20 protein-coding genes, 1 pseudogene and 1 other annotated feature are annotated in these 23,648 nt (G+C 57.9%); of the genes and pseudogenes, 9 read left to right on the top strand and 12 right to left on the bottom strand.

What is annotated here, in order from left to right; translation table 11 throughout:
* Positions 1 to 44: 44 nt before the first annotated feature.
* A complete protein-coding gene (locus DG357_RS05635) occupies positions 45 to 899 on the top strand; it encodes a co-chaperone YbbN (protein WP_088205214.1) in 855 nt (284 codons plus the stop codon).
* 50 nt (positions 900 to 949) lie between these two features.
* On the opposite strand, the gene fetB is transcribed toward DG357_RS05635, so the two are convergent.
* Both fetB and fetA read right to left on the bottom strand, forming a co-directional pair.
* Positions 950 to 1,732 carry an iron efflux ABC transporter permease subunit FetB gene (gene fetB, locus DG357_RS05630; protein WP_045260704.1) on the bottom strand — a complete coding sequence of 261 codons (783 nt, stop codon included), beginning with the start codon at positions 1,730 to 1,732 and terminating at the stop codon, positions 950 to 952.
* On the bottom strand, positions 1,725 to 2,396 hold the full coding sequence (gene fetA, locus DG357_RS05625; RefSeq protein ID WP_088205215.1) for an iron efflux ABC transporter ATP-binding subunit FetA: 672 nt from the start codon (positions 2,394 to 2,396) through the stop codon (positions 1,725 to 1,727). Before fetA ends, fetB begins: the two co-directional genes overlap by 8 nt.
* Positions 2,397 to 2,642: 246 nt before the next feature.
* On the opposite strand from fetA, the gene DG357_RS05620 reads away from it, so the two are divergent.
* The 3 genes from DG357_RS05620 (at position 2,643) to DG357_RS05610 (ending at position 4,974) form a co-directional block, all read left to right on the top strand.
* Positions 2,643 to 3,500, top strand: coding sequence for a hypothetical protein (locus DG357_RS05620; protein ID WP_041911048.1), 858 nt, complete (start codon positions 2,643 to 2,645; stop codon positions 3,498 to 3,500).
* A gap of 110 nt (positions 3,501 to 3,610) precedes the next feature.
* Entirely contained in the window at positions 3,611 to 4,525 is a 915-nt protein-coding gene (locus DG357_RS05615; RefSeq protein ID WP_008499312.1) for an SPFH domain-containing protein, read from the top strand.
* Entirely contained in the window at positions 4,522 to 4,974 is a 453-nt protein-coding gene (locus tag DG357_RS05610) for an NfeD family protein (protein WP_028012207.1), read from the top strand. The genes DG357_RS05615 and DG357_RS05610 overlap by 4 nt, the downstream gene beginning before the upstream one ends.
* Here DG357_RS05610 and cueR read toward each other — a convergent pair.
* Positions 4,971 to 5,381: a Cu(I)-responsive transcriptional regulator gene (cueR, locus tag DG357_RS05605; RefSeq protein WP_028012206.1), complete on the bottom strand. Its 411-nt coding sequence runs from the start codon at positions 5,379 to 5,381 to the stop codon at positions 4,971 to 4,973. The two genes, DG357_RS05610 and cueR, sit on opposite strands and share 4 nt — an antisense overlap.
* 108 nt (positions 5,382 to 5,489) lie before the next feature.
* On the opposite strand from cueR, the gene copA reads away from it, so the two are divergent.
* The 3 genes from copA to ybaK all read left to right on the top strand — a co-directional run bounded on the left by copA (position 5,490) and on the right by ybaK (position 9,511).
* The gene (gene copA, locus DG357_RS05600; protein WP_069733264.1) at positions 5,490 to 7,988 is read left to right on the top strand and encodes a copper-exporting P-type ATPase CopA; all 2,499 of its coding nucleotides are present in this window, start codon (positions 5,490 to 5,492) and stop codon (positions 7,986 to 7,988) included.
* A gap of 50 nt (positions 7,989 to 8,038) precedes the next feature.
* Positions 8,039 to 8,833 (top strand): TraB/GumN family protein, encoded by a 795-nt coding sequence (locus DG357_RS05595; protein ID WP_045631425.1) that lies wholly within the window; start codon positions 8,039 to 8,041, stop codon positions 8,831 to 8,833.
* A 198-nt stretch (positions 8,834 to 9,031) separates the two neighbouring features.
* Entirely contained in the window at positions 9,032 to 9,511 is a 480-nt protein-coding gene (ybaK, locus tag DG357_RS05590) for a Cys-tRNA(Pro)/Cys-tRNA(Cys) deacylase YbaK (protein ID WP_008499307.1), read from the top strand.
* 119 nt (positions 9,512 to 9,630) lie between these two features.
* On the opposite strand, the gene ushA is transcribed toward ybaK, so the two are convergent.
* On the bottom strand, positions 9,631 to 11,283 hold the full coding sequence (gene ushA, locus DG357_RS05585; protein ID WP_088205216.1) for a bifunctional UDP-sugar hydrolase/5'-nucleotidase UshA: 1,653 nt from the start codon (positions 11,281 to 11,283) through the stop codon (positions 9,631 to 9,633).
* 164 nt (positions 11,284 to 11,447) lie between these two features.
* Between ushA and DG357_RS05580 the strand changes: the two genes are divergently transcribed.
* Positions 11,448 to 12,656, top strand: a complete 1,209-nt coding sequence (locus DG357_RS05580; RefSeq protein WP_088205217.1) for an MFS transporter — start codon at positions 11,448 to 11,450, stop codon at positions 12,654 to 12,656.
* Between the two features lie 232 nt (positions 12,657 to 12,888).
* Positions 12,889 to 14,566, top strand: a pseudogene (gene ybaL / locus DG357_RS05575) (YbaL family putative K(+) efflux transporter).
* Positions 14,567 to 14,659: 93 nt separating this feature from the next.
* Here the strand turns inward: ybaL and DG357_RS05570 are convergent.
* The 8 genes from DG357_RS05570 to apt all read right to left on the bottom strand — a co-directional run bounded on the left by DG357_RS05570 (position 14,660) and on the right by apt (position 23,499).
* Positions 14,660 to 15,964: an inosine/guanosine kinase gene (locus DG357_RS05570; protein ID WP_045260696.1), complete on the bottom strand. Its 1,305-nt coding sequence runs from the start codon at positions 15,962 to 15,964 to the stop codon at positions 14,660 to 14,662.
* Positions 15,965 to 16,026: 62 nt separating this feature from the next.
* Positions 16,027 to 16,989: a ferrochelatase gene (gene hemH / locus DG357_RS05565; protein ID WP_088205218.1), complete on the bottom strand. Its 963-nt coding sequence runs from the start codon at positions 16,987 to 16,989 to the stop codon at positions 16,027 to 16,029.
* Between the two features lie 124 nt (positions 16,990 to 17,113).
* Positions 17,114 to 17,758 (bottom strand): adenylate kinase, encoded by a 645-nt coding sequence (gene adk, locus DG357_RS05560; protein ID WP_006809841.1) that lies wholly within the window; start codon positions 17,756 to 17,758, stop codon positions 17,114 to 17,116.
* A gap of 195 nt (positions 17,759 to 17,953) precedes the next feature.
* On the bottom strand, positions 17,954 to 19,828 hold the full coding sequence (htpG, locus tag DG357_RS05555; protein ID WP_088205219.1) for a molecular chaperone HtpG: 1,875 nt from the start codon (positions 19,826 to 19,828) through the stop codon (positions 17,954 to 17,956).
* 110 nt (positions 19,829 to 19,938) lie between these two features.
* Positions 19,939 to 20,544, bottom strand: a complete 606-nt coding sequence (gene recR / locus DG357_RS05550) for a recombination mediator RecR (RefSeq protein ID WP_047367625.1) — start codon at positions 20,542 to 20,544, stop codon at positions 19,939 to 19,941.
* Entirely contained in the window at positions 20,544 to 20,876 is a 333-nt protein-coding gene (locus tag DG357_RS05545; RefSeq protein ID WP_003858972.1) for a YbaB/EbfC family nucleoid-associated protein, read from the bottom strand. The genes recR and DG357_RS05545 overlap by 1 nt, the downstream gene beginning before the upstream one ends.
* Positions 20,877 to 20,930: 54 nt before the next feature.
* A complete protein-coding gene (gene dnaX / locus DG357_RS05540; protein WP_041911056.1) occupies positions 20,931 to 22,859 on the bottom strand; it encodes a DNA polymerase III subunit gamma/tau in 1,929 nt (642 codons plus the stop codon).
* Positions 21,537 to 21,601 (bottom strand) — a sequence feature (DnaX frameshifting element). It overlaps the preceding gene by 65 nt.
* Positions 22,860 to 22,947: 88 nt before the next feature.
* Complete coding sequence (gene apt, locus DG357_RS05535) at positions 22,948 to 23,499, bottom strand: adenine phosphoribosyltransferase (protein WP_000127359.1); 552 nt, start codon at positions 23,497 to 23,499, stop codon at positions 22,948 to 22,950.
* Positions 23,500 to 23,648: the final 149 nt, after the last annotated feature.

Here is a 23,648-nt window from a genome sequence, read left to right as displayed (position 1 = left end):
GCTCATCCCCATGTAAAGAGTAAACCGACAAAAGAGAAAGCCGCATGTCCGTACAGAATATCGTCAATATTACAGAAGCAAACCTGCAACAGGTCCTCGAACAGTCGATGGCTAAACCGGTGCTGTTCTACTTCTGGTCTGAGCGCAGCCAGCACTGTCTGCAGCTGACGCCGGTGCTGGAAAGCCTTGCCGCGCAGTACAACGGTCAGTTCATTCTGGCGAAACTGGACTGTGACGCCGAGCCGATGGTGGCGTCGCAGTTTGGTCTGCGCGCCATTCCAACCGTTTATCTGTTCCAGAACGGCCAGCCTGTCGATGGCTTCCAGGGCCCCCAGCCGGAAGAGGCGATTCGCGCCCTGCTGGATAAAGTGCTGCCGCGCGAAGAAGAGCTGAAAGCGCGGGAAGCGATGGCGCTGATGCAGGAAGGCAAATACGACGAGGCGCTGCCGCTACTGAAAGAGGCGTGGCAGCTGTCGAACCAGAACAGCCAGATCGGCCTGCTGCTGGCGGAAACGCAGATCGCCCTGCACCGTTCAGAAGACGCGGAAGCCGTGCTCAAGACGGTTCCAATGCAGGATCAGGACACCCGCTATCAGGGGCTGGTGGCGCAGATTGAACTGCTGAAGCAGGCGGCGGACACCCCGGAAATTCAGCAACTGCAGCAGCAGGTGGCCGACAACCCGGCGGATGCCGCGCTGGCAAGCCAGCTGGCGCTCCAGCTGCATCAGGTGGGACGTAACGAAGAGGCGCTGGAGCTGCTGTTCGGCCACCTGCAGAAAGATCTGGCTGCCGCAGACGGTCAGGCGCGCAAGATGTTCCAGGAGATCCTGGCCGCGCTGGGCACCGGAGACGCGCTGGCGTCGAAGTATCGTCGTCAGTTGTACGCGCTGCTCTACTAACAAAAAATGCCCGGTGGCGCTAACGCTTACCGGGCCTACAAAAACCGATATTACCCCGTCTTTTTCAACTGCGTCACCACCAGCTGGTGGCGCGGGTTGTAGAACTTCCGATAGGTCAGGTAGCAGGCAATGATAGTGGACAGGCTCGCCGTGGAAAGCAGCATAAACGTCACCATGATCTGATACTTAATCGCTTTTACCGGATCGATACCGGCAAAGATCAGCCCCGACATCATGCCCGGCAGGCTCACCAGCCCCACCGTTTTGGCAGAATCCACGGTCGGGATCAGCGATGAGCGAATGCTCTCACGAATCAGCCGCGCTGAAGCCACTTTTGGCGTCGCCCCCAGGCTTAACTTCTCCTGCAGCTGCTGCTGTTCACTGCTGAAACGCTGGCCGAGGTTGTTGTAGCACAGGCCAACGGCCACCATAGCGTTTCCCGCAATCATCCCGGAGATAGGGATCACCTGCATCGGCGTAAACTCAATCGAGCCAGAGAGCACCAGCACCGCCAGGGTGAGCGCCGTCCCGGTGGTAATCGCGATAAATGACGAGATAAACGCCTTATCAATATATTTACTGCGTTTCTGCGCGTTCCACGCCGCGTTAAAGCAGATGAAGAGCACCATCAGCAGCGTCAGCACCGCGTGGTTGACGTTGAAAATATACTTCAGCACATAGCCGACGATGATGAGCTGAACCACCGCGCGGCAGATACTCCAGACAATATCTTTTTCCAGGCCCAGCTTTTCCCGGTAGCTGACGACGATAGCAATCAGCACCAGCACCATCGAAAACGCCAGAGATTCATTGGTAATGTTATGCTCACCCACGGTTGGCCTCCTGCATTTTCCCACCGTGCGGCTGGAGCGTAATCACGTCATCCGCATGGGTAATTTCGTTTGAGTCGTGCGTCACCCACAGCACGGCAATATTCTGCTCGCGGGCGTAACGATGAATAATCTCGTTGACGTTGCGTTTGTTGGTATCATCGAGCGCGCTGGTGATCTCATCCAGCAGTAATACCTTCGGTAAGAACTGCAAATTACGGATCAGCGAGACGCGCTGCTTTTCGCCGCCCGAGAGCTCACTGATGGATTTGGTCAGCGTCTCCTTCGCCAGGCCAAAACGGGCCAGATCGTCGATGAATTTTGCCGGCTCCGGCGTTTTATTGCGGATTTGCCACGGAAAAATCAGGTTATCAAAAACCGTGTCGCCAAAAAGTACGGGCGTTTGGACGCAATAAGAGACCTGCTGGCGATAGCTTTCCGGGGAAAGTGACGCAATATCCTGCCCTTCAAACAGAATGGTTCCCTCCGTTGGGCTCAGCAGAGAGGCCACGATCTTCAGTAAGGTGCTTTTACCGCAGCCTGACGGCCCCGTTATCAGCTTGAACTCACCGGGAGAAAGGTTAAACCCGACATGCTGAAGGATCGTGTTATTTGCGACACGAAAGCCGACGTCCTTTATCTGCAAAACTGCATTTTCGTTGTTCATATTTTTTCCAGTAACTCCTGAGCGTTATTAGCATAATCCGTGCCGCACGTTCGTCACAACGCGTTTTAGCGCCCCCTTTCGCCACCAAGACTTCCGATTGTGTTTACCGTGTATTCATTAGACATGCTTTACACTTTAGCTTTACAGTTTACGCCGTGACCTTAGCGACACTTCCGTATCCCTGGTTTAGAACATTCGTTAAAGTGGTGTTAAGCTCTGCCCGCAACACAATAAGGAAGTACAAGAATGTCTAATATTCACACTTTTTATGAGTTTTCTGAACTTGAACCCGGCGTGAAAACCATCGATCAGCTGCTTGCCGCCATTGCTTCAGAATCCGTTACGGCTTATGTGTTCGGGGGAGAGCTTGTCCGGTTCGTTAAGGGCCTGCTGAAGATGAAGCCGGTCATTCAGCTGAAGAATTGCCGCTTTGCGTTTGATAACGGCACTCGCTTCGTTGAAATCGACGGCAGAGGGAATGTCAAAGAGTTCGAGCCGGGCAAGGTTCCGGCCTGGTTCCAGTCTCCCGGTGAGTTTGCCCGCGGCCAGTGGCTGGTCAACCATGATTTTGCGGACCTGATGACGCCGGAATTTATCCGCGCGTTTATTGAGCGCTTCCCGGACGTAAGCAAACGACGCGAACACGCGAACCTGCTGTTCGATCTGCAGCTCAATAAGCTGGCGCCCGCGCAGCCCGCGGCGAAAAAGACAGGCAACGTTCAGGGCAAAACGACCAAACCCAAAGTCACCGATCTGCAGTCTTTCGAACTCTTCAGCCAGTTTTATGCGCGTATGAAAACGGCAGTCTGTGCAGACCAGTTCCCGACGCTGCAAATTCTGACGGGACACGACGCCGTCAACGACGCGCCCACCTCACTGAAGGGCGCGGTACGCACCTGGTTCAAAGGGATCACCGGTCAGCTTCCGCCGAACAACAAGCGCGTGGGCGCGGGCAATGCGGAACTGTTCTGCGCGCCGATCCGCGAGCAGCTGCGCCAGGTCGAAGAGATTGGGCTGGAGACCTTCTATCACGGCCTGTCGAAAGCCATCGCCGATGCGGGTGACGATGCGCTGATCGCTGACTTTACCTACAGCTACCACTAACGCTCTGCCCCGCCCGTCGGACGGGGCGAATTTTAGCCCATTAGCCGATATACTTACGAATAGCAAACACGCGCTTTTTCTCATCAAAGCATGCAAAACAGGAGGTTTTTATGCTCATCGTTGTTCCCGTCCTTATATTCGTTGCGCTGGTTATCGTGGGCGCAGGTGTCAAAATTGTCCCTCAGGGTTACCAGTGGACCGTAGAGCGCTTCGGCCGCTATACCAACACGCTGCAGCCCGGCCTAAGCCTCATTGTTCCGTTCATGGACCGGATTGGCCGCAAAATCAACATGATGGAGCAGGTGCTGGATATCCCCTCTCAGGAAGTGATCTCTAAAGATAACGCCAACGTTACCATTGATGCCGTCTGCTTTATTCAGGTGATTGATGCGCCGAAAGCGGCCTATGAGGTGAGCAACCTGGAGCTGGCGATCGTCAACCTGACGATGACCAACATCCGTACCGTGCTCGGCTCGATGGAGCTGGACGAAATGCTCTCCCAGCGCGACAGCATCAATACCCGCCTGCTGCACATTGTTGATGAGGCAACGAACCCGTGGGGGATCAAAGTCACCCGTATTGAGATCCGCGACGTGCGCCCACCGGCAGAGCTGATCGCCTCCATGAACGCGCAGATGAAGGCCGAGCGTACCAAGCGTGCCTATATTCTGGAAGCCGAAGGGGTCCGTCAGGCGGAGATCCTCAAAGCGGAAGGGGAAAAACAGTCGCAGATCCTGAAAGCCGAAGGCGACCGTCAGTCCGCGTTCTTACAGGCGGAAGCGCGTGAACGTTCCGCTGAAGCGGAAGCCCGCGCAACGCAGATGGTCTCCGAGGCGATTGCCGCCGGTGATATCCAGGCCGTGAACTACTTCGTGGCGCAAAAATATACCGATGCGCTGAAAGAGATCGGCTCCGCGAACAACAGCAAAGTGGTGATGATGCCCCTGGACGCCAGCAGCCTGATGGGCTCTATCGCAGGGATCGCCGAACTGATCAAAGACAGCGGAAACGAGCGTAAAAAATGATTGAGCTCATCGTTGCACATCCTCATGCCTTCTGGCTAAGCCTCGGTGGCTTGTTGCTGGCGGCGGAGATGCTTGGCGGCAACGGCTACCTGCTCTGGAGCGGTGTTGCCGCTGTCATTACGGGCCTGCTGGTCTGGATCCTTCCTCTGGGCTGGGCGTGGCAGGGCGCGCTGTTTGCCGTGCTGACGCTGGTTGCCGCCTGGCTGTGGTGGCGCTGGCTTAACCGTCAGGTCAAAGAGCAGAAACCGCTGGACGCGCATCTCAACCAGCGCGGACAGCAAATTGTCGGCAAGCGCTTTACGCTCGACGCCGCGCTGGTGAACGGGCGCGGGCACATGCGGGTGGGCGACAGCTCGTGGCCGGTGGTGGCCGACGACGACCTCAGCGCCGGAACGCAGGTTGAGGTCATTGCGGTGGAAGGGATTACGCTGCGGGTAAAAGCCTGCTAGACGTGGGTTTTGCGATGGCAGCAGCCGGCAAGATTGTCAATAATCGGGCAGTCGGCGCTGTCATCACCCGGACAGGATTCCGCCAGCTGCAGCAGCTGTTCGCGCATCGCCTGTAGCTCGATGATGTGGCGCTCGATCTCCGCCACTTTTTCCAGCGTGCGTTTTTTCACGTCCGCGCTGTGGCGCTTCGGATCGTTAAACAGGTTAACCAGCTCGCCGCACTCTTCCAGGTTAAACCCCACCTGTCTTGCCTGGCGCAGCAGCGTCAGTTCATCGAGATGCAGCTGCGTGTAGCTGCGGTAGCCGTTTTCACTGCGCAGCGGTGGCGTTACCAGCCCCTTCTCTTCATAAAAGCGGATCGCCTTGCTGGTTAAGCCGGTTTTTTTTGCCACGTCACTGATATTCACATTTCCCCCTTGACCTTCCCCTTGATGGAAGGTTTAACCTTCATAACAGTTAGCGAAAAGCGTTACTCCGGTCAACAACTGACCAATATATTATACGGGAGTTTTGTTATGTCTCACACTATCGACCTGACGCTGGACGGCCTCTCCTGCGGCCACTGCGTCAAACGCGTTAAAGAAAGCCTGGAACAGCGTCCTGACGTTGAAAGCGCTGAAGTGACTATCGACCATGCCGCCGTGACCGGCAGCGCCAGCGCGGACGCGCTGATTGATACCATTAAACAGGCCGGTTATGGGGCGGAGTTAAGCCACCCAAAGGCTAACCCGCTGGCAGAGTCATCATCCCCGTCGGAAGCGCTGACAGCGGCCACTCCTGAGCTTCCGGCAGCGGATGATATTGATGACAGCCAACAGCTGCTGATCAACGGCATGAGCTGCGCCAGCTGCGTCTCCCGCGTGCAGAACGCCCTGCAGGCGGTACCGGGCGTCGCACAGGCACGGGTCAACCTTGCGGAGCGTACTGCGCTGGTGATGGGCAGTGCCTCCGCCGCAGATTTAGTGCAGGCCGTGGAAAAAGCGGGCTACGGGGCGGAGGCCATCGAAGATGATGCCGAGCGCCGCGAACGCCAGCAGGAAACGGCTATTGCCACCATGAAGCGCTTCCGCTGGCAGGCGATCGTCGCCCTGCTGGTCGGTATTCCGGTGATGGTGTGGGGCATGATGGGTGACAACATGATGGTCACCGCAGACAACCGCACGCTGTGGCTGGTGATTGGTTTAATTACCCTTGCGGTCATGGTCTTTGCAGGTGGGCATTTTTATACCAGCGCCTGGAAGAGCCTGAAAAACCGCACGGCGACGATGGATACGCTGGTTGCGCTCGGTACCGGCGCGGCGTGGCTGTACTCCATGAGCGTGAACGTCTGGCCCCAGTGGTTCCCGATGGAAGCCCGCCATCTCTATTATGAAGCCAGCGCCATGATTATCGGCCTGATTAACCTGGGCCACATGCTGGAAGCGCGTGCTCGTCAGCGCTCCTCGAAAGCGCTGGAACGCTTGCTCGATTTAACCCCGCCGACGGCCCGCGTGGTCACGGACGATGGGGAAAAAAGCGTCCCGCTGGCGGAGGTACAGCCGGGCATGACGCTGCGCCTGACCACCGGCGACCGGGTGCCCGTCGACGGTGAAATCACCCAGGGCGACGCCTGGCTGGATGAAGCGATGTTGACCGGGGAGCCGATCCCCCAGCAAAAATCACAGGGCGATGCGGTTCATGCCGGCACGGTAGTGCAGGACGGCAGCGTGCTGTTCCGCGCCAGTGCCGTCGGTAGCCACACCACGCTGTCGCGTATTATCCGCATGGTCCGCCAGGCCCAGAGCAGCAAGCCGGAGATTGGCCAGCTTGCTGACAAAATCTCGGCCATTTTTGTGCCGGTAGTGGTCGGCATTGCTCTGCTGAGCGCGGCGATCTGGTATTTCTTCGGCCCGGCACCGCAGATTGTCTACACCCTGGTCATCGCCACCACGGTGCTGATCATCGCCTGTCCGTGCGCTCTTGGTCTGGCGACGCCGATGTCGATTATCTCCGGCGTGGGCCGTGCCGCCGAGTTTGGCGTGCTGGTCCGTGATGCGGATGCCCTGCAGCGGGCGAGCACCCTGGATACGATTGTCTTTGATAAAACCGGCACGTTGACCGAGGGCAAACCGCAGGTAGTGGCCGTGAGTACCGCTGGCATTGCGCAAGAGGACGCGCTGCGCCTTGCCGCCGCGCTGGAGCAGGGTTCCAGCCACCCGCTGGCCCGCGCCATTCTCGATAAGGCGAATGCTTCTGCCCTGCCGCAGGTCAGCAATTTCCGTACCCTGCGCGGGCTTGGCGTCAGCGGTGAAGCCGACGGCCACGCGCTGCTGCTGGGTAACCAGGCATTGCTGAATGAAAACGGTGTTGATACGTCCGCGCTGGAAGAAGAGCTGAAAGCACAGGCGTCTCGGGGCGCCACCCCGGTTCTGCTGGCGGTGGATGGCAAAGCCGCCGCGCTGCTGGCCGTGCGCGATCCGCTTCGCCAGGACAGCGTGGATGCCTTACAGCGCCTGCACCGCGCGGGCTATCGCCTGGTGATGCTGACCGGGGATAACCCGACCACCGCCAACGCTATCGCGAAAGAGGCCGGTATTGATGAGGTGATTGCGGGCGTGCTGCCGGACGGCAAAGCGGACGCCATCAAGAACCTGCAAAGCCAGGGTCGCCAGGTGGCGATGGTGGGCGACGGCATCAACGACGCCCCGGCGCTGGCCCAGGCGGACGTAGGGATAGCCATGGGTGGCGGGAGTGATGTCGCCATTGAAACCGCGGCCATCACGCTGATGCGCCACAGCCTGATGGGCGTTGCCGACGCCCTGGCCATTTCGAAAGCTACGTTGCGCAACATGAAGCAGAACCTGCTGGGGGCGTTCATCTATAACTCGCTCGGTATTCCGGTTGCTGCCGGCATTTTGTGGCCGCTGACCGGTACCCTGCTGAACCCGGTGGTTGCGGGTGCGGCGATGGCACTCTCCTCCATTACCGTGGTGAGCAACGCCAACCGTCTGCTGCGGTTTAAACCGAAGGATTGAACCTTGTTCTCGTACGCGCTAGCATGACCCTTTCCGGTCATGGAGCGCGTATGAGTCTGTTTAATCGTATAAAAGCATCGTTTCGCGCCCTCTTTCCCCGCCGCTATGCCTGGCCCGGCCTGGATATCTCGCTTCCCGGCGGGCAACACCTGCACCTGGTCGGCAGCATCCATATGGGCACGCAGGGAATGTCTCCTCTGCCATCCGGTCTGATAAAACGCCTGAAGCGCGCCGACGCGCTGGTCGTCGAGGCGGACATTTCCGGCCACGAGTCGCCGTTTGCCGGGCTTGAAAGCGATCTCCCGCTGGCGGAGCGCCTGAACGACGACCAGCTCGCGGAGCTGAGGCGCGTGGCGGCAGAAACCGGCGTGTCGCTCTCCATGATTGACACCCTGCCGCTGTGGCAAATTGCGATGGTGCTGCAGGCCACGCAGGCGCAGCGTCTGGGCCTGCGCGGTGACTACGGCATTGATTACCAGCTGCTGAACGTGGCGCGGGCGCGCCGTATGCCCATCATCGAGCTGGAAGGAACGGACAGCCAGATTGCGCTCCTGCGCCAGCTTCCTGACGACGGTCTGATGCTGCTGGATGATACCCTGACCCACTGGCACACCAACGCGCGTCTGCTGCAAACCATGATTGGCTGGTGGCTGGATGCGCCGCCCGCGGACGGTAAGCTGGCGCTTCCGTCGACGTTCAGTGAATCGCTTTATGATGTGCTGATGAATGCGCGCAACAAAGCCTGGCGAGAGACGCTGCATGCTTTACCTGCGGGGGAGTACGTGGTCGCGGTCGGGGCGCTGCATTTATACGGCGAAGGGAATTTGCCGTCGCTGTTGAAATAAAAAAATGGCCAATATCTCTATTGGCCCGTCAAAGAGGAATTTCATCGTTTTTATTATACCGAAGTGACCTTCGGCTGAGCCGATTGTCGCTCAAAGTGACCATCACTGCCAACACTATTGCGCAAGATGGTGCTATTTTTTAGACAAACGTCAGGCGTATGCTGGCTGCATGAATTGTCTGTCGTAAGAAGGATAGCTATGACTCCCGCCGTTAAATTACTCGAAAAAAACAATATTTCTTTCCGGATCCATACCTACGATCATGATCCGAACGAAACCAACTTTGGTGATGAAGTGGTGCGCAAGCTGGGGCTGAACGCTGACCAAGTCTATAAAACGCTGCTGGTGGCGGTGAATGGCGATATGAAGCACCTCGCCGTGGCGGTAACACCCGTTGCCGGACAGCTCGATCTCAAAAAGGTAGCGAAAGCGCTGGGGGCGAAAAAGGTGGATATGGCGGACCCGATGGTTGCGCAACGCACCACGGGCTATCTGGTGGGCGGGATCAGCCCGCTCGGACAGAAAAAACGGCTGCCGACGCTGATCGATGCGCCTTCGCAGGAATTTGAGACGATCTATATTTCGGGCGGTAAACGCGGGCTGGATATTGAACTGGCCGCGGGCGATCTGGCGAAAATGCTGGACGCGAAGTTTGCGGATATTGCGCGCCGGGAGTAAAAAAAGCCGGGTGGCGGCTACGAGGTAAAAGCAAAACGGTAACAGGCGTTACCGTTTTTTGTGTTCGCGCCCTCTCCCGGTGGGAGAGGGTTGGAGTGAGGGCATCAGGCCGCACAACACTACTGCCAGCTCACCTCACCTTTCGGCTCATAGGCATTCACGTCAATCGGCGAGTTCTGCTCGATGTACTGCTTCAGCACTTCCGCATCGATAAAACCGGTGTTTACGTAGCCCGGTTTATTATCGATGTGCGGATAGCCGTCGCCGCCGGTGGCGTTAAAGCTTAACGTCGCCAGACGGTAGGTTTTCGCAGGGTCTACCGGCTCGCCTTTGATTTTCAGATCGTTGAGCTTGCCGTCCTTCGCCACAAAGCTGACGTTAGCAAACTGCGGATAGGCACCCGAGTCCGGCTTCATCTGCGCTACGGCGGTCAGGTAGTCAACGACCTCTTTCCCGCTCATATCCGCATACACCACCACGTTGCCGAACGGCTGCACCTTCAGCACGTCTTTATAGGTGATGTTTCCGCCTTCGATGGAGTCACGAATGCCGCCGCCGCTCATCACGCCGAAGTCCGCATTCGTGCGCGCCATCTGCGCCGCCAGCACCAGATGGCCCATGTTGGTCTGCACGAAGCGGACTTTACTGCGGTCCCCTTCCAGACGACCGTTCAGCGTGCCGATTTTCACGTCCAGCTGCGCCTTGCCTTTATTCTGGAACGGCGTCAGCAGAGAGAGCATCTGCTGGTTTTCAGCAATCTCTGGCGTGTAAAGTACGCGCTCGCTTTTCCCGTCCGGGTAGGTGACTTTCTTCTTCAGGTTCACCGGGATGAGCTGATAGCGCACCAGCTTCATCTCACCGTTACGAAACTCAAAGTCCGCCCGCCCCACGTATTTACCCCACTCGTGGGCCTGCACAATCCAGATCCCGTTCTGACGATCTGGCGCACACGGCGTGCCCGGCACGTAGTCCACCTGCTTTTTGTTCTCCGACGCCATGCACACCGGATCCTGCGAGTGACCGCCCACAATCATCGCCAGCGAGCCCGCTGGCAGGCTGCGCGCCATCTCCACGTCGCCGGGCGCATTGGAGCCGTGCTCGCCGTTATCGTAGTGTCCCATGTGGGTAGTGGCGATAATCACGTCCGGCTTTTCGTTCTGCTGCAGCTCCTGAATCACCAGCTTCGCTTCGTCTGCCGGTTTGCGGAATTCGATATCGGTGAAGAACTCAGGGTTACCGATTTTTGCCGTATCGTCGGTGGTTAAGCCGATGACCGCGATTTTGAGATCCTGACGCTTAAACAGCGCCCACGGTTTAAACAGACGTTCGCCGGTGCTTTTCTGGTAAATATTGGCGGAGAGGAACGGGAATTTGGACCATTTCTCCTGCTGGCGCAGCACGCTCAGCGGATTGTCAAACTCGTGGTTGCCGACGGCCATCGCGTCGTAACCGATTAAATTCATGCCGCGGAAATCGGGTTCAGCATCCTGTAAATCCGATTCCGGCACGCCGGTATTAATATCCCCGCCCGACAGCAGCAACACGCTGCCACCCTGGGACGCCACCTCTTTGCGAATGCCGTCCACCAGCGTTTTTTGCGCCGACAGACCATACTCGCCGTATTCACTGCGCCAGAAATGACCGTGATGATCGTTGGTATGCAGAATGGTGATTTTATAGGTTTTATCTTTTTCATACGCCTGCGCGGGCAGGCTTGCCAGGCCCCATGCGGCAATAAGCGCCAGCGCGACGCCCCGCTTCATTAACTTCATCTTCTCTCTCCCTGACCAATAGACAAAGGCAAAAATTACAGTGACTAACAAGAATAGACAAATAAGTTTTCAGAATTGCGACTTTCTTCAAATGTCACGGACGAGTATGTTAGTCGGATAATAATTACTCCCTGCATCTCTAATAACAAATTGACGTGGTATTTATGGCAATCAGTGAATCAACCCAGCCCGCTCCGGGCGCGCCGGCGTCGCGCACCTCTTTTAAAGTTTTAGGCGCAATCAGCCTCTCGCACCTGCTCAACGACATGATCCAGTCGTTGATTCTGGCGATCTACCCGCTGCTGCAGTCCGAGTTTTCGTTAACCTTCGTACAGATCGGGATGATCACCCTGACCTTCCAGCTGGCCTCGTCGCTGCTGCAGCCGGTGGTGGGTTACTGGACGGATAAATACCCGATGCCGTGGTCGCTGCCGATAGGCATGTGCTTTACCTTAAGCGGGCTGGTGCTGCTGGCCATGGCAGGCAGTTTTGAAGCGGTTCTGCTCGCCGCCGCGCTGGTGGGGACCGGCTCGTCCGTCTTCCATCCGGAATCGTCCCGCGTGGCGCGTATGGCCTCCGGTGGCCGTCACGGGCTGGCGCAGTCACTCTTCCAGGTAGGGGGCAACTTCGGTAGCTCCCTCGGCCCGCTGCTGGCGGCGGTGATTATCGCCCCGTATGGCAAAGGCAATGTGGCCTGGTTTGTGCTGGCCGCCCTGCTCGCCATTGTCGTGCTGGCACAGATCAGCCGCTGGTACGCCGCCCAGCATCGCGTGAACAAAGGGAAACCTAAAGCGAAGGTTATCAATCCCCTGCCTCGTAATAAGGTCATTCTTGCGGTCTCCGTGCTGCTGGTGCTGATTTTCTCCAAATACTTCTATATGGCGAGCATTAGCAGCTATTACACCTTTTATCTGATGCAAAAATTCGGATTATCGGTACAAAACGCGCAGTTTCACCTGTTTGCTTTCCTCTTCGCGGTGGCCGCAGGAACGGTCATTGGCGGGCCGGTGGGGGATAAAATTGGCCGTAAATATGTCATTTGGGGCTCTATCCTCGGCGTGGCGCCCTTTACCCTCATTTTGCCGTACGCCAGCCTTGAATGGACGGGGTTTTTGACCGTGATTATTGGTTTTATCCTCGCCTCCGCGTTTTCCGCCATTCTGGTCTATGCCCAGGAGCTGCTGCCGGGTCGTATCGGTATGGTTTCCGGACTTTTTTTCGGTTTCGCCTTCGGCATGGGCGGGCTGGGTGCAGCGGTATTAGGGATGGTTGCGGATCACACCAGCATCTTCCTGGTTTATAAAATCTGCGCTTTCCTGCCACTTCTTGGGATGTTGACCATATTCCTGCCTGATAACCGCCACAAAGCGTAAATTACGGGCAGCCAAAGTTTGACTTTGGCTGCCTGACAGCCTGATGCCATAAGGGTTTCTTCTTTCTCCTCTTGCGTAATTTATCAAAATGCGCTTTTTTACGCGCATATTGCTGTTTTATTCAAACTTCAACAATTATTCATAAACATAAGGGTAAAAATTGTCATAAACTATTACCTGGCTTTTTGGTATTCACGCCAAAAATGGAACACTCACCACGAAAGGAGACGGAATGCACCACGCCACACCGCTTATTACCACCATTGTTGGTGGACTTGTGCTCGCTTTTATCCTTGGCATGATTGCCAATAAGCTGCGTATTTCTCCTCTTGTCGGCTATCTGCTGGCAGGTGTGCTGGCGGGACCGTTTACGCCAGGTTTTGTTGCGGATACCAAACTGGCTCCTGAACTGGCGGAATTGGGCGTGATTCTGCTGATGTTTGGCGTCGGTCTGCATTTTTCGCTGAAGGACCTGATGGCGGTAAAGTCGATCGCCATACCCGGAGCGATCGCCCAGATAGGGGTGGCGACGCTGCTGGGCATGGCGCTTTCGGCAGTGCTGGGCTGGTCGCTGATGACCGGCATCGTCTTTGGGCTGTGCCTCTCCACCGCCAGTACCGTGGTGCTGCTGCGCGCGCTTGAAGAGAGGCAGTTGATAGACAGCCAGCGCGGGCAAATCGCGATTGGCTGGCTGATTGTAGAAGATCTGGTCATGGTCCTGACGCTGGTACTGCTGCCCGCCGTCGCCGGGATGATGGAAAAAGACAACGTCGGCTTCGCCTCGCTGGCGCTGGATATGAGCATCACCATCGGTAAAGTGGTGGCCTTTATCGCCATCATGATGCTGGTGGGTCGCCGTCTGGTGCCGTGGATCATGTCCCGCAGCGCGGCAACCGGCTCCCGCGAGCTGTTTACCCTCTCCGTGCTGGCGCTGGCGCTGGGCATCGCCTTCGGTGCCGTTGAGCTGTTTGATGTCTCCTTTGCCCTGGGGGCGTTCTTCGCCGGGATGGTGCTGAACGAATCCGAGCTGAGCCACCGCGCGGCGCACGATACCCTGCCGCTGCGCGATGCGTTTGCCGTGCTGTTCTTCGTCTCCGTCGGGATGCTGTTCGATCCGCTGGTGCTGATCCAGCAGCCGCTGGCCGTGCTGGGCACGCTGGCGATCATTATTTTTGGTAAGTCGCTCGCGGCTTTCTTCCTGGTGCGAATGTTCGGCCACTCCCCGCGCACGGCGCTGACCATTGCCGCCAGCCTGGCGCAGATCGGTGAGTTCGCCTTTATTCTGGCCGGTCTGGGCATGGCATTGAACCTGCTGCCGCAGGCGGGGCAAAATCTGGTGCTGGCGGGGGCAATCCTCTCCATCATGCTAAACCCGGTATTGTTTGCCTTGCTGGAAAAATACCTCGAGAAGACCGAAACCCTCGAAGAGCAGACGCTGGAAGAGGCAACGGAAGAAGAGAAGCAGATCCCGGTGGATATTTGTAATCACGCCCTGCTGGTGGGCTTTGGCCGCGTGGGTAGCCTGCTCGGCGAGAAGCTGATGGCGCAGGGGATCCCGCTGGTGGTGATTGAGACGTCACGCACCCGCGTGGATGAGCTTCGCGAGCGCGGGATTCGTGCGGTGCTGGGCAATGCGGCAAACGAAGAGATCATGGAGCTGGCACATCTGGACTGCGCCCGCTGGCTGCTGCTGACCATTCCAAACGGTTATGAAGCGGGTGAGATTGTGGCCTCCGCGCGTGAGAAGTGCCCCCGGTATTGAGATCATTGCCCGAGCGCACTATGACGACGAGGTAGAGTACATCACCGAGCGCGGCGCGAATCAGGTGGTGATGGGCGAGCGTGAGATTGCGAACACCATGCTGACGCTGCTGACGAAGCCGCCAGTTGAAGAGGCGGTTACGGGGTAAGTTTGCTGCGGCCTGATGCCCTCACCCTGGCCCTCTCCCACAGGGAGAGGGAACAAATACTAAAAACGGCAACCACAGGTTGCCGTTTTGCTTTTACCTGTCCCAGTACGCCTCTTCGAGGCTGTCTTCTCGTTCCGGCAGTCCACGCGTTAAGCGTGGAGAATGCTGGTTCAGTACCTGGTAGCTCACGCGGTTGGCGTACTTACACACCTGCGCCAGCGACGAATAGGTCAGCCAGCTGAACTTGTGCTTGCTGGAGTTCGGCACGTTAGTTTTGTGATAGGCGTTCGCGGTAATGTCATGCAGCAGCGCGGCAAGCGCGCCGTCGCCCGCGCCGTTAGTGTTCATGATCTTCTCCGGCCCGCCCATATACGGCGCAATGTGGGAGTAGATACGCAGCGGATTCACGCAGTCTTTGTGGCGCATGCCGCGGCTGAACTCGTACTGGTTGAACTCCGCAATCGCCCCCGGCAGCAGCGGGTGCTGGGTTTTGCGCTTGCTCTCTTCTTCCGTGAACCCCGCCATATACAGCCCAACCGGACCCGCGGTGCAGAGCACCAGATCCACCCAGTCCAGCGCTTTGTCGGACGCCAGCAGCGGATCGCTTTCACCGGTCAGCGCCTCGGCCTCTTCTTCGTTCATCGCCAGAATCGAGACGTGCTCTTTCAGGAAGGTCTGCCACCACTCCGGGTTATCGGCAATCACGAATTTGGTGCCCAGCGTCAGAACGACGGGCACGTCGTACTTTTTCGCGTACTCAATCGCCTTCATGGTCGCCTCAGGCATCGGCTCGCCCGGCTTGCAGCGCACCAGGTAGGAGGTCAGCACCAGCGCAGACGCGCCCGCGATCACCTCTTCGGGAATGCTTTCCGCGCGCAGCTTGTTCATGTGGCCCGGGCTGATGGCAAAGGTACGCTCGCCGGATTCGCCGATCAGCGTAAAGCAGCGGCCAATCGGCCCGTCTACGCCCTGGAGATAGTTCAGATCGGTGCGGCTGGAGGTGTTGCACAGGTAGCGGTAGGCGTAGCCACCGATTTCGATATTGCTGCACATCACGCCGAGCAGCACCGAGCGGTCATCTGCCAGCACCGAGTAGTTGTGCATGGTGTTGCCGATGGTGCCGCCAGCGAACTGATGGGTAATCAGATTTTCGCGCACCAGCTCCTGGTACAGCGCTTCGGCAACGTCGTCCTCAATCACCAGCGAGTGACCGGCGCTCAGACCGTAACGGGCGACAAACTCATCATCCACTTTCGCTTCAATGTCCACCAGCGTCTGGTCGATACCGACAACCCAGGCCGCGCTGGTTTCATTTTCAGGCTGGATTTGCTGCAGGAGCGGATCGCGGGCATCGACGGGAAAGTAGTGTTTGGATTTGCGTTTACCGGGAAATTTCATGGTCTGAACTGTACGAAGAATATGGGCCGGGAATGGTAGCACAAACCCGGTCCGGAGTGCGATCAGCGGCTGTTCGTCACCAGCGAGACCATCATGTCGATATGCTCAGGTGAGTCGTTAAGCGCCGGAATGTACTCATACTTTTCGCCGCCGGCCTCAAGGAAAAATTCCCGGTTTTGCACCGCGATCTCCTCCAGCGTTTCAAGGCAGTCCGCCGAGAAGCCCGGCGACATCACCTGAATGTGCTTCACACCCTTCTCGCCAAGCATTTTGAGGGTTTCATCGGTGTACGGCGTCAGCCACGGCTCGCGGCCAAAGCGCGACTGGAAGGTCATCATCACCTTCTCCGGCGGCAGGCCAAGGGCGGAGACCAGCTCGCGGGTGGTATCGCGGCAGCGCTGGGGGTAATCATCCCCTTCGTTGGCGAAACGCTGCGGAATACCGTGATAGGAGAGCAGCAGCAGATCCGGCTCACCGTGCTTCTCAAACGATGCTCGGGCGCTGTTGGCAAGCGCCTTGATGTAGAGGTCGTTATCGGCGTAATCGCGAATAAAGGTCACGCCCGGAATGCGGCGGCGGGTTGCCAGAATGCGGGCCAGCTCGTCCCAGACGGCAGCCACCGTCGAGCAGGAGTACTGCGGATACAAGGCCAGCACGACGATATGATCCACGCCCTGTGCCAGCAGCGCATCGACGGCGCTTTCCAGCGAAGGTTTACCGTAGCTCATGCCGAGTGCGACGGGCATATCCGGCAGACGGGCGGCCAGCGCTTTTTCCTGACGACGGCTGTACACCATCAGCGGCGAGCCCTCTTCCATCCAGACGGACTGATAAAGTTTGGCGACGCGCGGAGAGCGAATCGGCAGAATGACGCCACGCAGCAGCGGCCACCACAGCAGTCTCGGAAAATCCACGACGCGCGTGTCGCTTAAAAAATGTCGCAGGTAGCGTTTTACCGCCGCTGGAGTGGGTGCTTCTGGGGTGCCCAGATTGGCAAGCAGGATGCCGGTTTTCGCCTGACTCATTCACGCCTCTTAACCATTTGATAGGTTGTCAATTGTAGCGGAAATGCGTTTAAACGAAACCCATTGCTGTAATAGGTAAGATGAGAATATTTCTCACCCGGGAGCCCGGGTGAGAGGCGCGCGATTAGCCGAGGATTTTTTCCAGCTCTGCACGTACGTCAGCCACGGCTTTGGTGCCGTCAACTTTGGCGTATTTGGTGTTACCCGCCTGCGCTTCTTTGGTGTAGTAGCCAATCAGCGGCGCGGTCATCTGATGGTATTCCACCAGGCGTTTACGCACGGTCTCTTCCTGATCGTCTTTACGGGTGGTCAGCTCTTCGCCGGTCACGTCGTCTTTGCCTTCAACCTTAGGCGGGTTGAATTTGATGTGGTAAACGCGGCCAGAGGCAGCGTGCACGCGACGGCCAACGATACGGTCAACGATCAGCTCGTCCGGTACGTCGAACTCCAGAACGTAGTCCACGTTGATGCCCGCTTCTTTCATGGCGTCAGCCTGAGGAATGGTGCGCGGGAAGCCGTCCAGCAGGAAACCGTTACGGCAGTCTTCCTGCGCAATGCGCTCTTTAACCAGCGCGATAACCAGCTCGTCGGTTACCAGCTTGCCTGCGTCCATGATGTCTTTCGCTTGTTTACCCAGCTCGGAGCCAGATTTTACAGCGGCGCGCAGCATGTCACCGGTGGAGATTTGCGGAATACCGTATTTCTCCATGATGAACTGAGCCTGAGTTCCTTTACCCGCGCCCGGAGCGCCAAGCAGAATAATACGCATTGCGAAAATCCCCTCAAATGTCGTTTCAATTTTTCAAAAGCGCTAAACAATACCACCAGAACGGGCGTGGCTCAAGGAAGGCGGGAAGGCTGAAACGGTTAATGGGGGGAGATAATTTGGGAGAGTGCGGTCTGGTGCCCTCACCCCGGCCCTCTCCCACGGTGGGAGGGAGAAGACCAGGGGAGACGTGGTCAGTTACGCCAGCAGCAGCGCATTCACACGTTTAATGAACAGGTTAGGATCTTCCAGGGTGCCGCGCTCGGCCAGCAGGGACTGATCCAGCAGCAGTTCAACCCACTCGGCAAAGCGAGCTTCATCCTGGGTATCCGCCGCGCGTTTCACCAGCGGATGATCCGGATTAAGCTCAAAGATATATTTCACTTCCGGCACGGCCTGGCCCGCCGCGGCGAACAGCTTCGCCATCTGGGTGCTCATTTCGTCCGCATCGGTGGTGACAATCGCCGGAGTATCGGTCAGACGGTGCGTGAAGCGTACCTCTTTCACGCGGTCGCCCAGCAGGGTTTTGACACGCTCAACGAACGGCTCCAGCGCCTTCTCGGCTTCTTTCGCGCTTTCGTCCACTTCATCCGCCAGCTTGTCGATGGACTCGTCGGCTTTGGCAACGGACTGGAACGCCTTACCGTCGAACTCGGTCAGGTAGTTCATCATCCACTCGTCGATGCGGTCAGAAAGCAGCAGCACTTCGATGCCTTTCTTACGCAGCAGCTCCAGGTGCGGGCTGCTCTTCGCTGCCGCATAGCTGTCGGCGGTGATGTAGTAGATCTTCTCCTGCCCTTCCTTCATGCGGGAGACGTACTCTTCCAGCGACACGGTCTGGGCGGAGGAGTTGGTGTGCGTAGAGGCGAAGCGCAGCAGTTTAGCGATGGTTTCAACGTTCGCCATGTCTTCCGCCGGACCTTCTTTCAGCACCAGGCCGAACTGTTTCCAGAAGGTCTGGTATTTTTCCGCGTCGTCTTTCGCCAGTTTTTCCAGCATCTGCAACGCACGTTTGGTCAGGGCGTTACGCAGATTACGGGTAACGGTGCTGTCCTGGAGGATTTCACGGGAGACGTTCAGCGGCAGATCGTTGGAGTCTATCAGGCCACGAACAAAGCGCAGGTAGTTCGGCATGAACTGCTCGGCGTCGTCCATGATGAAGACGCGCTGCACGTACAGCTTCAGGCCGTGCTTGTGATCGCGGTTCCACATGTCCCACGGCGCCTGTGCCGGGATATACAGCAGGCTGGTGTACTCCTGCTTCCCTTCCACGCGGTTGTGGCTCCAGGTCAGCGGGTCGGTAAAGTCGTGGGCGATGTGCTTATAAAACTCGTTGTACTCGTCGTCTTTGATTTCAGCCTTGTTACGCGTCCACAGCGCCTGCGCCTTGTTGATTTTCTCCCAGGAAACAACGGTTTCACCGTCTTTCTCTTCCTGTTTTTCAATCTCTACTGGCAGCGCGATGTGGTCGGAATATTTGCTGATGATGGAGCGTACGCGCCAGTCGTTCAGGAAATCATCTTCGCCTTCGCGCAGGTGGAGGGTGATTTCGGTGCCGCGATCCGCTTTGGTGATGTCATCAACGGTGTATTCGCCTTCCCCTTTGGATTCCCACAGCACGCCGTTCTCGGCGCTGTCGCCCGCGGCACGGGTGCGCACGGTGACTTTGTCCGCCACGATAAACGCCGAGTAGAAGCCCACGCCGAACTGGCCAATCAGCTGGCTGTCTTTCGCCTGGTCAGAGCCCATGGACTCCAGGAACGCTTTGGTGCCGGATTTGGCGATGGTCCCGAGGTGGTCGATCACCTCGTCGCGGTTCATCCCGATGCCGTTATCAGCGATGGTCAGGGTGCGGTTCTCTTTGTTGAAAGAGACGCGCACGCGCAGTTCGCCGTCGCCTTCATACAGATCCGGGTTGGACAGCGCGCGGAAGCGCAGCTTGTCCGCCGCATCGGAGGCGTTGGAAATCAGCTCACGCAGGAAAATTTCTTTGTTGGAATACAGGGAATGGATCATCAGGTGCAGAAGCTGTTTTACTTCTGACTGGAAACCACGGGTTTCTTGTCCTTTCATCTAAGTCGACCTCAACAATGCCATTTAATGGGGTTGTAAAACGTTGAGTGAGAGATGGGGATAAGGGGGGAAATTTTCAAGCGGAGGCCGCGCGCGCAGCCTCCGTTTGGTCAGAAAATAATCTTGTGTCGTCCGGCCAGCGAGTGCGACAGCGTGGTGCCGTCGACCATCTCCAGCTCGCCGCCGACCGGCACGCCGTGGGCGATGCGGCTGGCGTCAACGCCGTACTGCGTGCACAGCTCGGCGATATAGTTGGCGGTTGCCTCCCCTTCCACCGTGGGGTTGGTGGCGAGGATCACCTCTTTGATGGTTTCGGACTCAAGACGCTGTTCAAGGCGATCGAGACCGATATCGTCCGGGCCAATGCCGTCCAGCGGGGAGAGATGCCCCATCAGCACAAAGTAGCGGCCGGAAAACTGCCCGGTTTGTTCGATGGCGTAGATGTCCGCCGGACTCTCCACCACGCAAATCTGACCGTTTTCCTGACGACGCGGGTTCGTACAGATGTTACACACGTCCTGCTCGGTAAAGGTCCGGCAATCCGCACAGTGACCAATTTCTGACATGGCGCGGGTTAAAGCCTGCGCCAGGCGCATCCCGCCGCTGCGGTCGCGCTGCAATAGCGTAAACGCCATGCGCTGCGCTGACTTCGGGCCAACGCCCGGCAGGCAGCGCAGTGCTTCCATTAACTGCGTGAGCAGCGGACTGGTTTGCATCAGAATGGCATCTTAAAGCCCGGCGGCAGCTGCATACCGCTGGAAACAGAGGCCATTTTCTCTTTCTGGGTTTCGTCGATACGGCGAGCGGCATCGTTAAACGCGGCTGCAACCAGATCTTCCAGCATTTCTTTGTCGTCTTCGAGCAGGCTCGGGTCGATTTCAACGCGACGGCAGTTGTGCGCACCGTTGATGGTCACCTTGACCAGACCGGCACCGGATTCACCCGTGACTTCCAACTGAGCGATCTCTTCCTGCATCTTCTGCATTTTTTCCTGCATCTGCTGAGCCTGCTTCATCAGGCCACCCAGACCGCCTTTTCCACCAAACATAGGCTTCTCTCTTCTTTCACGTTTAAGGATTACAACCGTAAGTCAGACTCACGATCAAATGGGGCGAATACTCTCTTCATCCAGATCGGCGTCGAAGAACCGGCGCAGGGTCTGGATGTTGTTATCCGCAATAATTGCCTCGCGCGCCTGCGCGAGCTTCTCTTCATAAATGGCCTGGCGCCACTCGAGCGGCGTTTTCACTGCCGGATTATCATCTTCAATGATAGTCAATTCAACCGGTGAACCCTGTAAAGCAGCAAGCGCCTCGGCCAGCGCCTTTTGCGCGCCAGGGGAATTGAGGTGCCGCTGGCCCGGACGCAGATGCAGACGCACCTGATTGCCGTCCTGCTCTTTCCAGGCGTTTAGCGCGACCTGCTCCACCAGCTTCGGCAACTGGAGTTTGCTGACCTCAGCGGCCCAGGCGTCGCGCGCGATGGACTCTTCGGCGAGCTTCGCTGAAAGCTCCGGCGTTTTTTCATGCTCCAGCGCCTTTTTCAGCGCTTTCGGCGTGGCGACCACTTCCTTGACCGTTTCAACAACGGTGGTCGCCTTCCAGCGGTAAGCCTCTTCTTTCACCGGGGCTTTCTGCTCGAGCGCGGACGGTGCCGGACGCGACTGTACGCGCTCCGTTACCGAGGCCAGTCGTTCAAGCGCGGCGTTGTTCACCGGCCGCGCTCTTCCTGGCGCTGCCGGTTCACTCTTTTTTGGTTTGGTTACTCCCTGCGCACGCTGCAGCTGGCTGCGTGCGGCAAGCACCGAACTGGTGGCATCCGACAGCGGCACGTTTTGCTGTGGCGGCGGCGTCGGCTGCGGCGGCACCTGCTGCGGTGACATCACCGCCGTAGGGGCGACCGGGGCAAAAGACTGCCGCGGCGCTTCCGGTTCCGGCAACGGCATGCGCGGGTGGAACGCCAGCGCGCGCAGCAGCGTCATTTCGACGCCCATCCTGGGGTCCGGTGCGAACGGTAACTCTTTGCGGCCAATCAGCAGCGTCTGGTAATACAGCTGCACGTCGGCAGGCGGCACGGTGCGGGCAAGTTCACGCATCCGCTGTTCAATAGCGGCCATATCCGCACCGATGGCCGACGGAGACAGCTGCAGCATCGCCACGCGGTGCAGCAGGCTGAGCATCTCGACCAGCAGCGCTTCCCACTCAATACCGCGGGCAGCGGCCGCGTTCACCAGCGACATCACGCGCTCGCCGTTGGCGGCAATCATCGCTTCGATGAGCGACAGCGCCTGATCGTCATCCAGCGTGCCGAGCATGGTGCTGACCGCTTCGGTCGAGAGCTTGCCGTCACCGCTGGCAATCGCCTGGTCGGTCAGGCTTAGCGCATCACGCAGGCTGCCGTCAGCCGCGCGGGCCAGCAGCTGCAGGGCGCGCGGCTCGTGAACGATCTTCTCTTCGTCAAGGATGTGCTCAAGCTGAGCGCGGATCTGCTCAACGTCCAACGCCTTCAGGTGGAACTGCAGGCAGCGCGACAGGATGGTGACCGGCAGCTTTTGCGGATCGGTGGTCGCCAGCAGGAATTTAACGTGCGCGGGCGGCTCTTCCAGCGTTTTCAGCAGGGCGTTAAAGCTGTGGCGCGACAGCATGTGCACTTCATCGATCAGGTAGACCTTGAAGCGGCCGCGCGCCGGGGCGTACTGCACGTTGTCGAGCAGATCGCGGGTGTCTTCCACCTTGGTACGCGAGGCGGCGTCGATCTCGATCAGATCGACAAAACGCCCCTGCTCGATCTCGCGGCAGTTGTCACACACGCCGCACGGGGTGGCGGTGATCCCGGTTTCGCAGTTCAGACCTTTCGCCAGCAGACGGGCAATAGAAGTCTTACCGACGCCGCGGGTGCCGGAAAAAAGATAGGCGTGATGGATGCGACCTAGCGACAAGCCGTTCGCCAGGGCCGTCAGCACATGTTCCTGACCGACAACGTCAGCAAAGGTTTGTGGTCGCCATTTACGGGCTAACACCTGATAACTCATGGGCAGGCTCTGCAACGCTGGAAGGTGAATTTATGGAGGGGAATGCTATCACAACCTCACCCATTGAGCGAGGTTGTGAAAACCGGGATTAATGACCCGGGAAAGGCACCAGGCTGTAGCTGGTAATGCCCTGTTTTTCCAGGCGCTGTTCACCGCCAAGATCGAACAGGTTGATGATGAAGGCCGCGTCGGTCACTTCACCACCCAGACGGCGGATCAGCTTGACGGTCGCTTCAATGGTGCCGCCGGTTGCCAGCAGATCGTCCACCACCAGCACTTTGTCGCCGGGCTTGATCGCGTCAACGTGGATCTCCAGCTGATCGGTGCCGTACTCCAGCTCGTAGCTCTCCGCGATGGTTTCACGCGGCAGTTTGCGCGGCTTACGCACCGGCACAAAACCCACGCCCATCGCCAGCGCAACCGGTGCGCCAAACAGGAAGCCGCGGGCTTCGGTACCTACTACTTTGGTGATCCCGGCGTTTTTATAACGCTCGACCAGCAGTTCAATGCTGAGCGCGTACGCTTTCGGGTCTTCCAGCAAGCTGGTGACATCACGGAAAAGAATGCCAGGCTTTGGATAGTCCTGGATGCTTTTGATGCTATTTTTCAGATATTCAAGCTGCTGTGCAGTTGCGGTCATCGGTTTGTGCCTAAATGAAACAGTGTTACTCACGGCGCGCGACGAGTCGGTCAAAGTAACAGTTGTTTAACCTTTGACCAGGCGCACCTGTGCTCGAAAACGGTCGAATTTACTGGCTGCGCGCCATAATTGCAACCGCCATGATGAGG

The organism is Enterobacter bugandensis (genome assembly GCF_900324475.1).
Lineage (GTDB): Bacteria > Pseudomonadota > Gammaproteobacteria > Enterobacterales > Enterobacteriaceae > Enterobacter > Enterobacter bugandensis.
The sequence above is the reverse complement of the archived record's forward strand: the minus strand, read 5'-3'. Positions and strand labels throughout refer to the sequence as shown.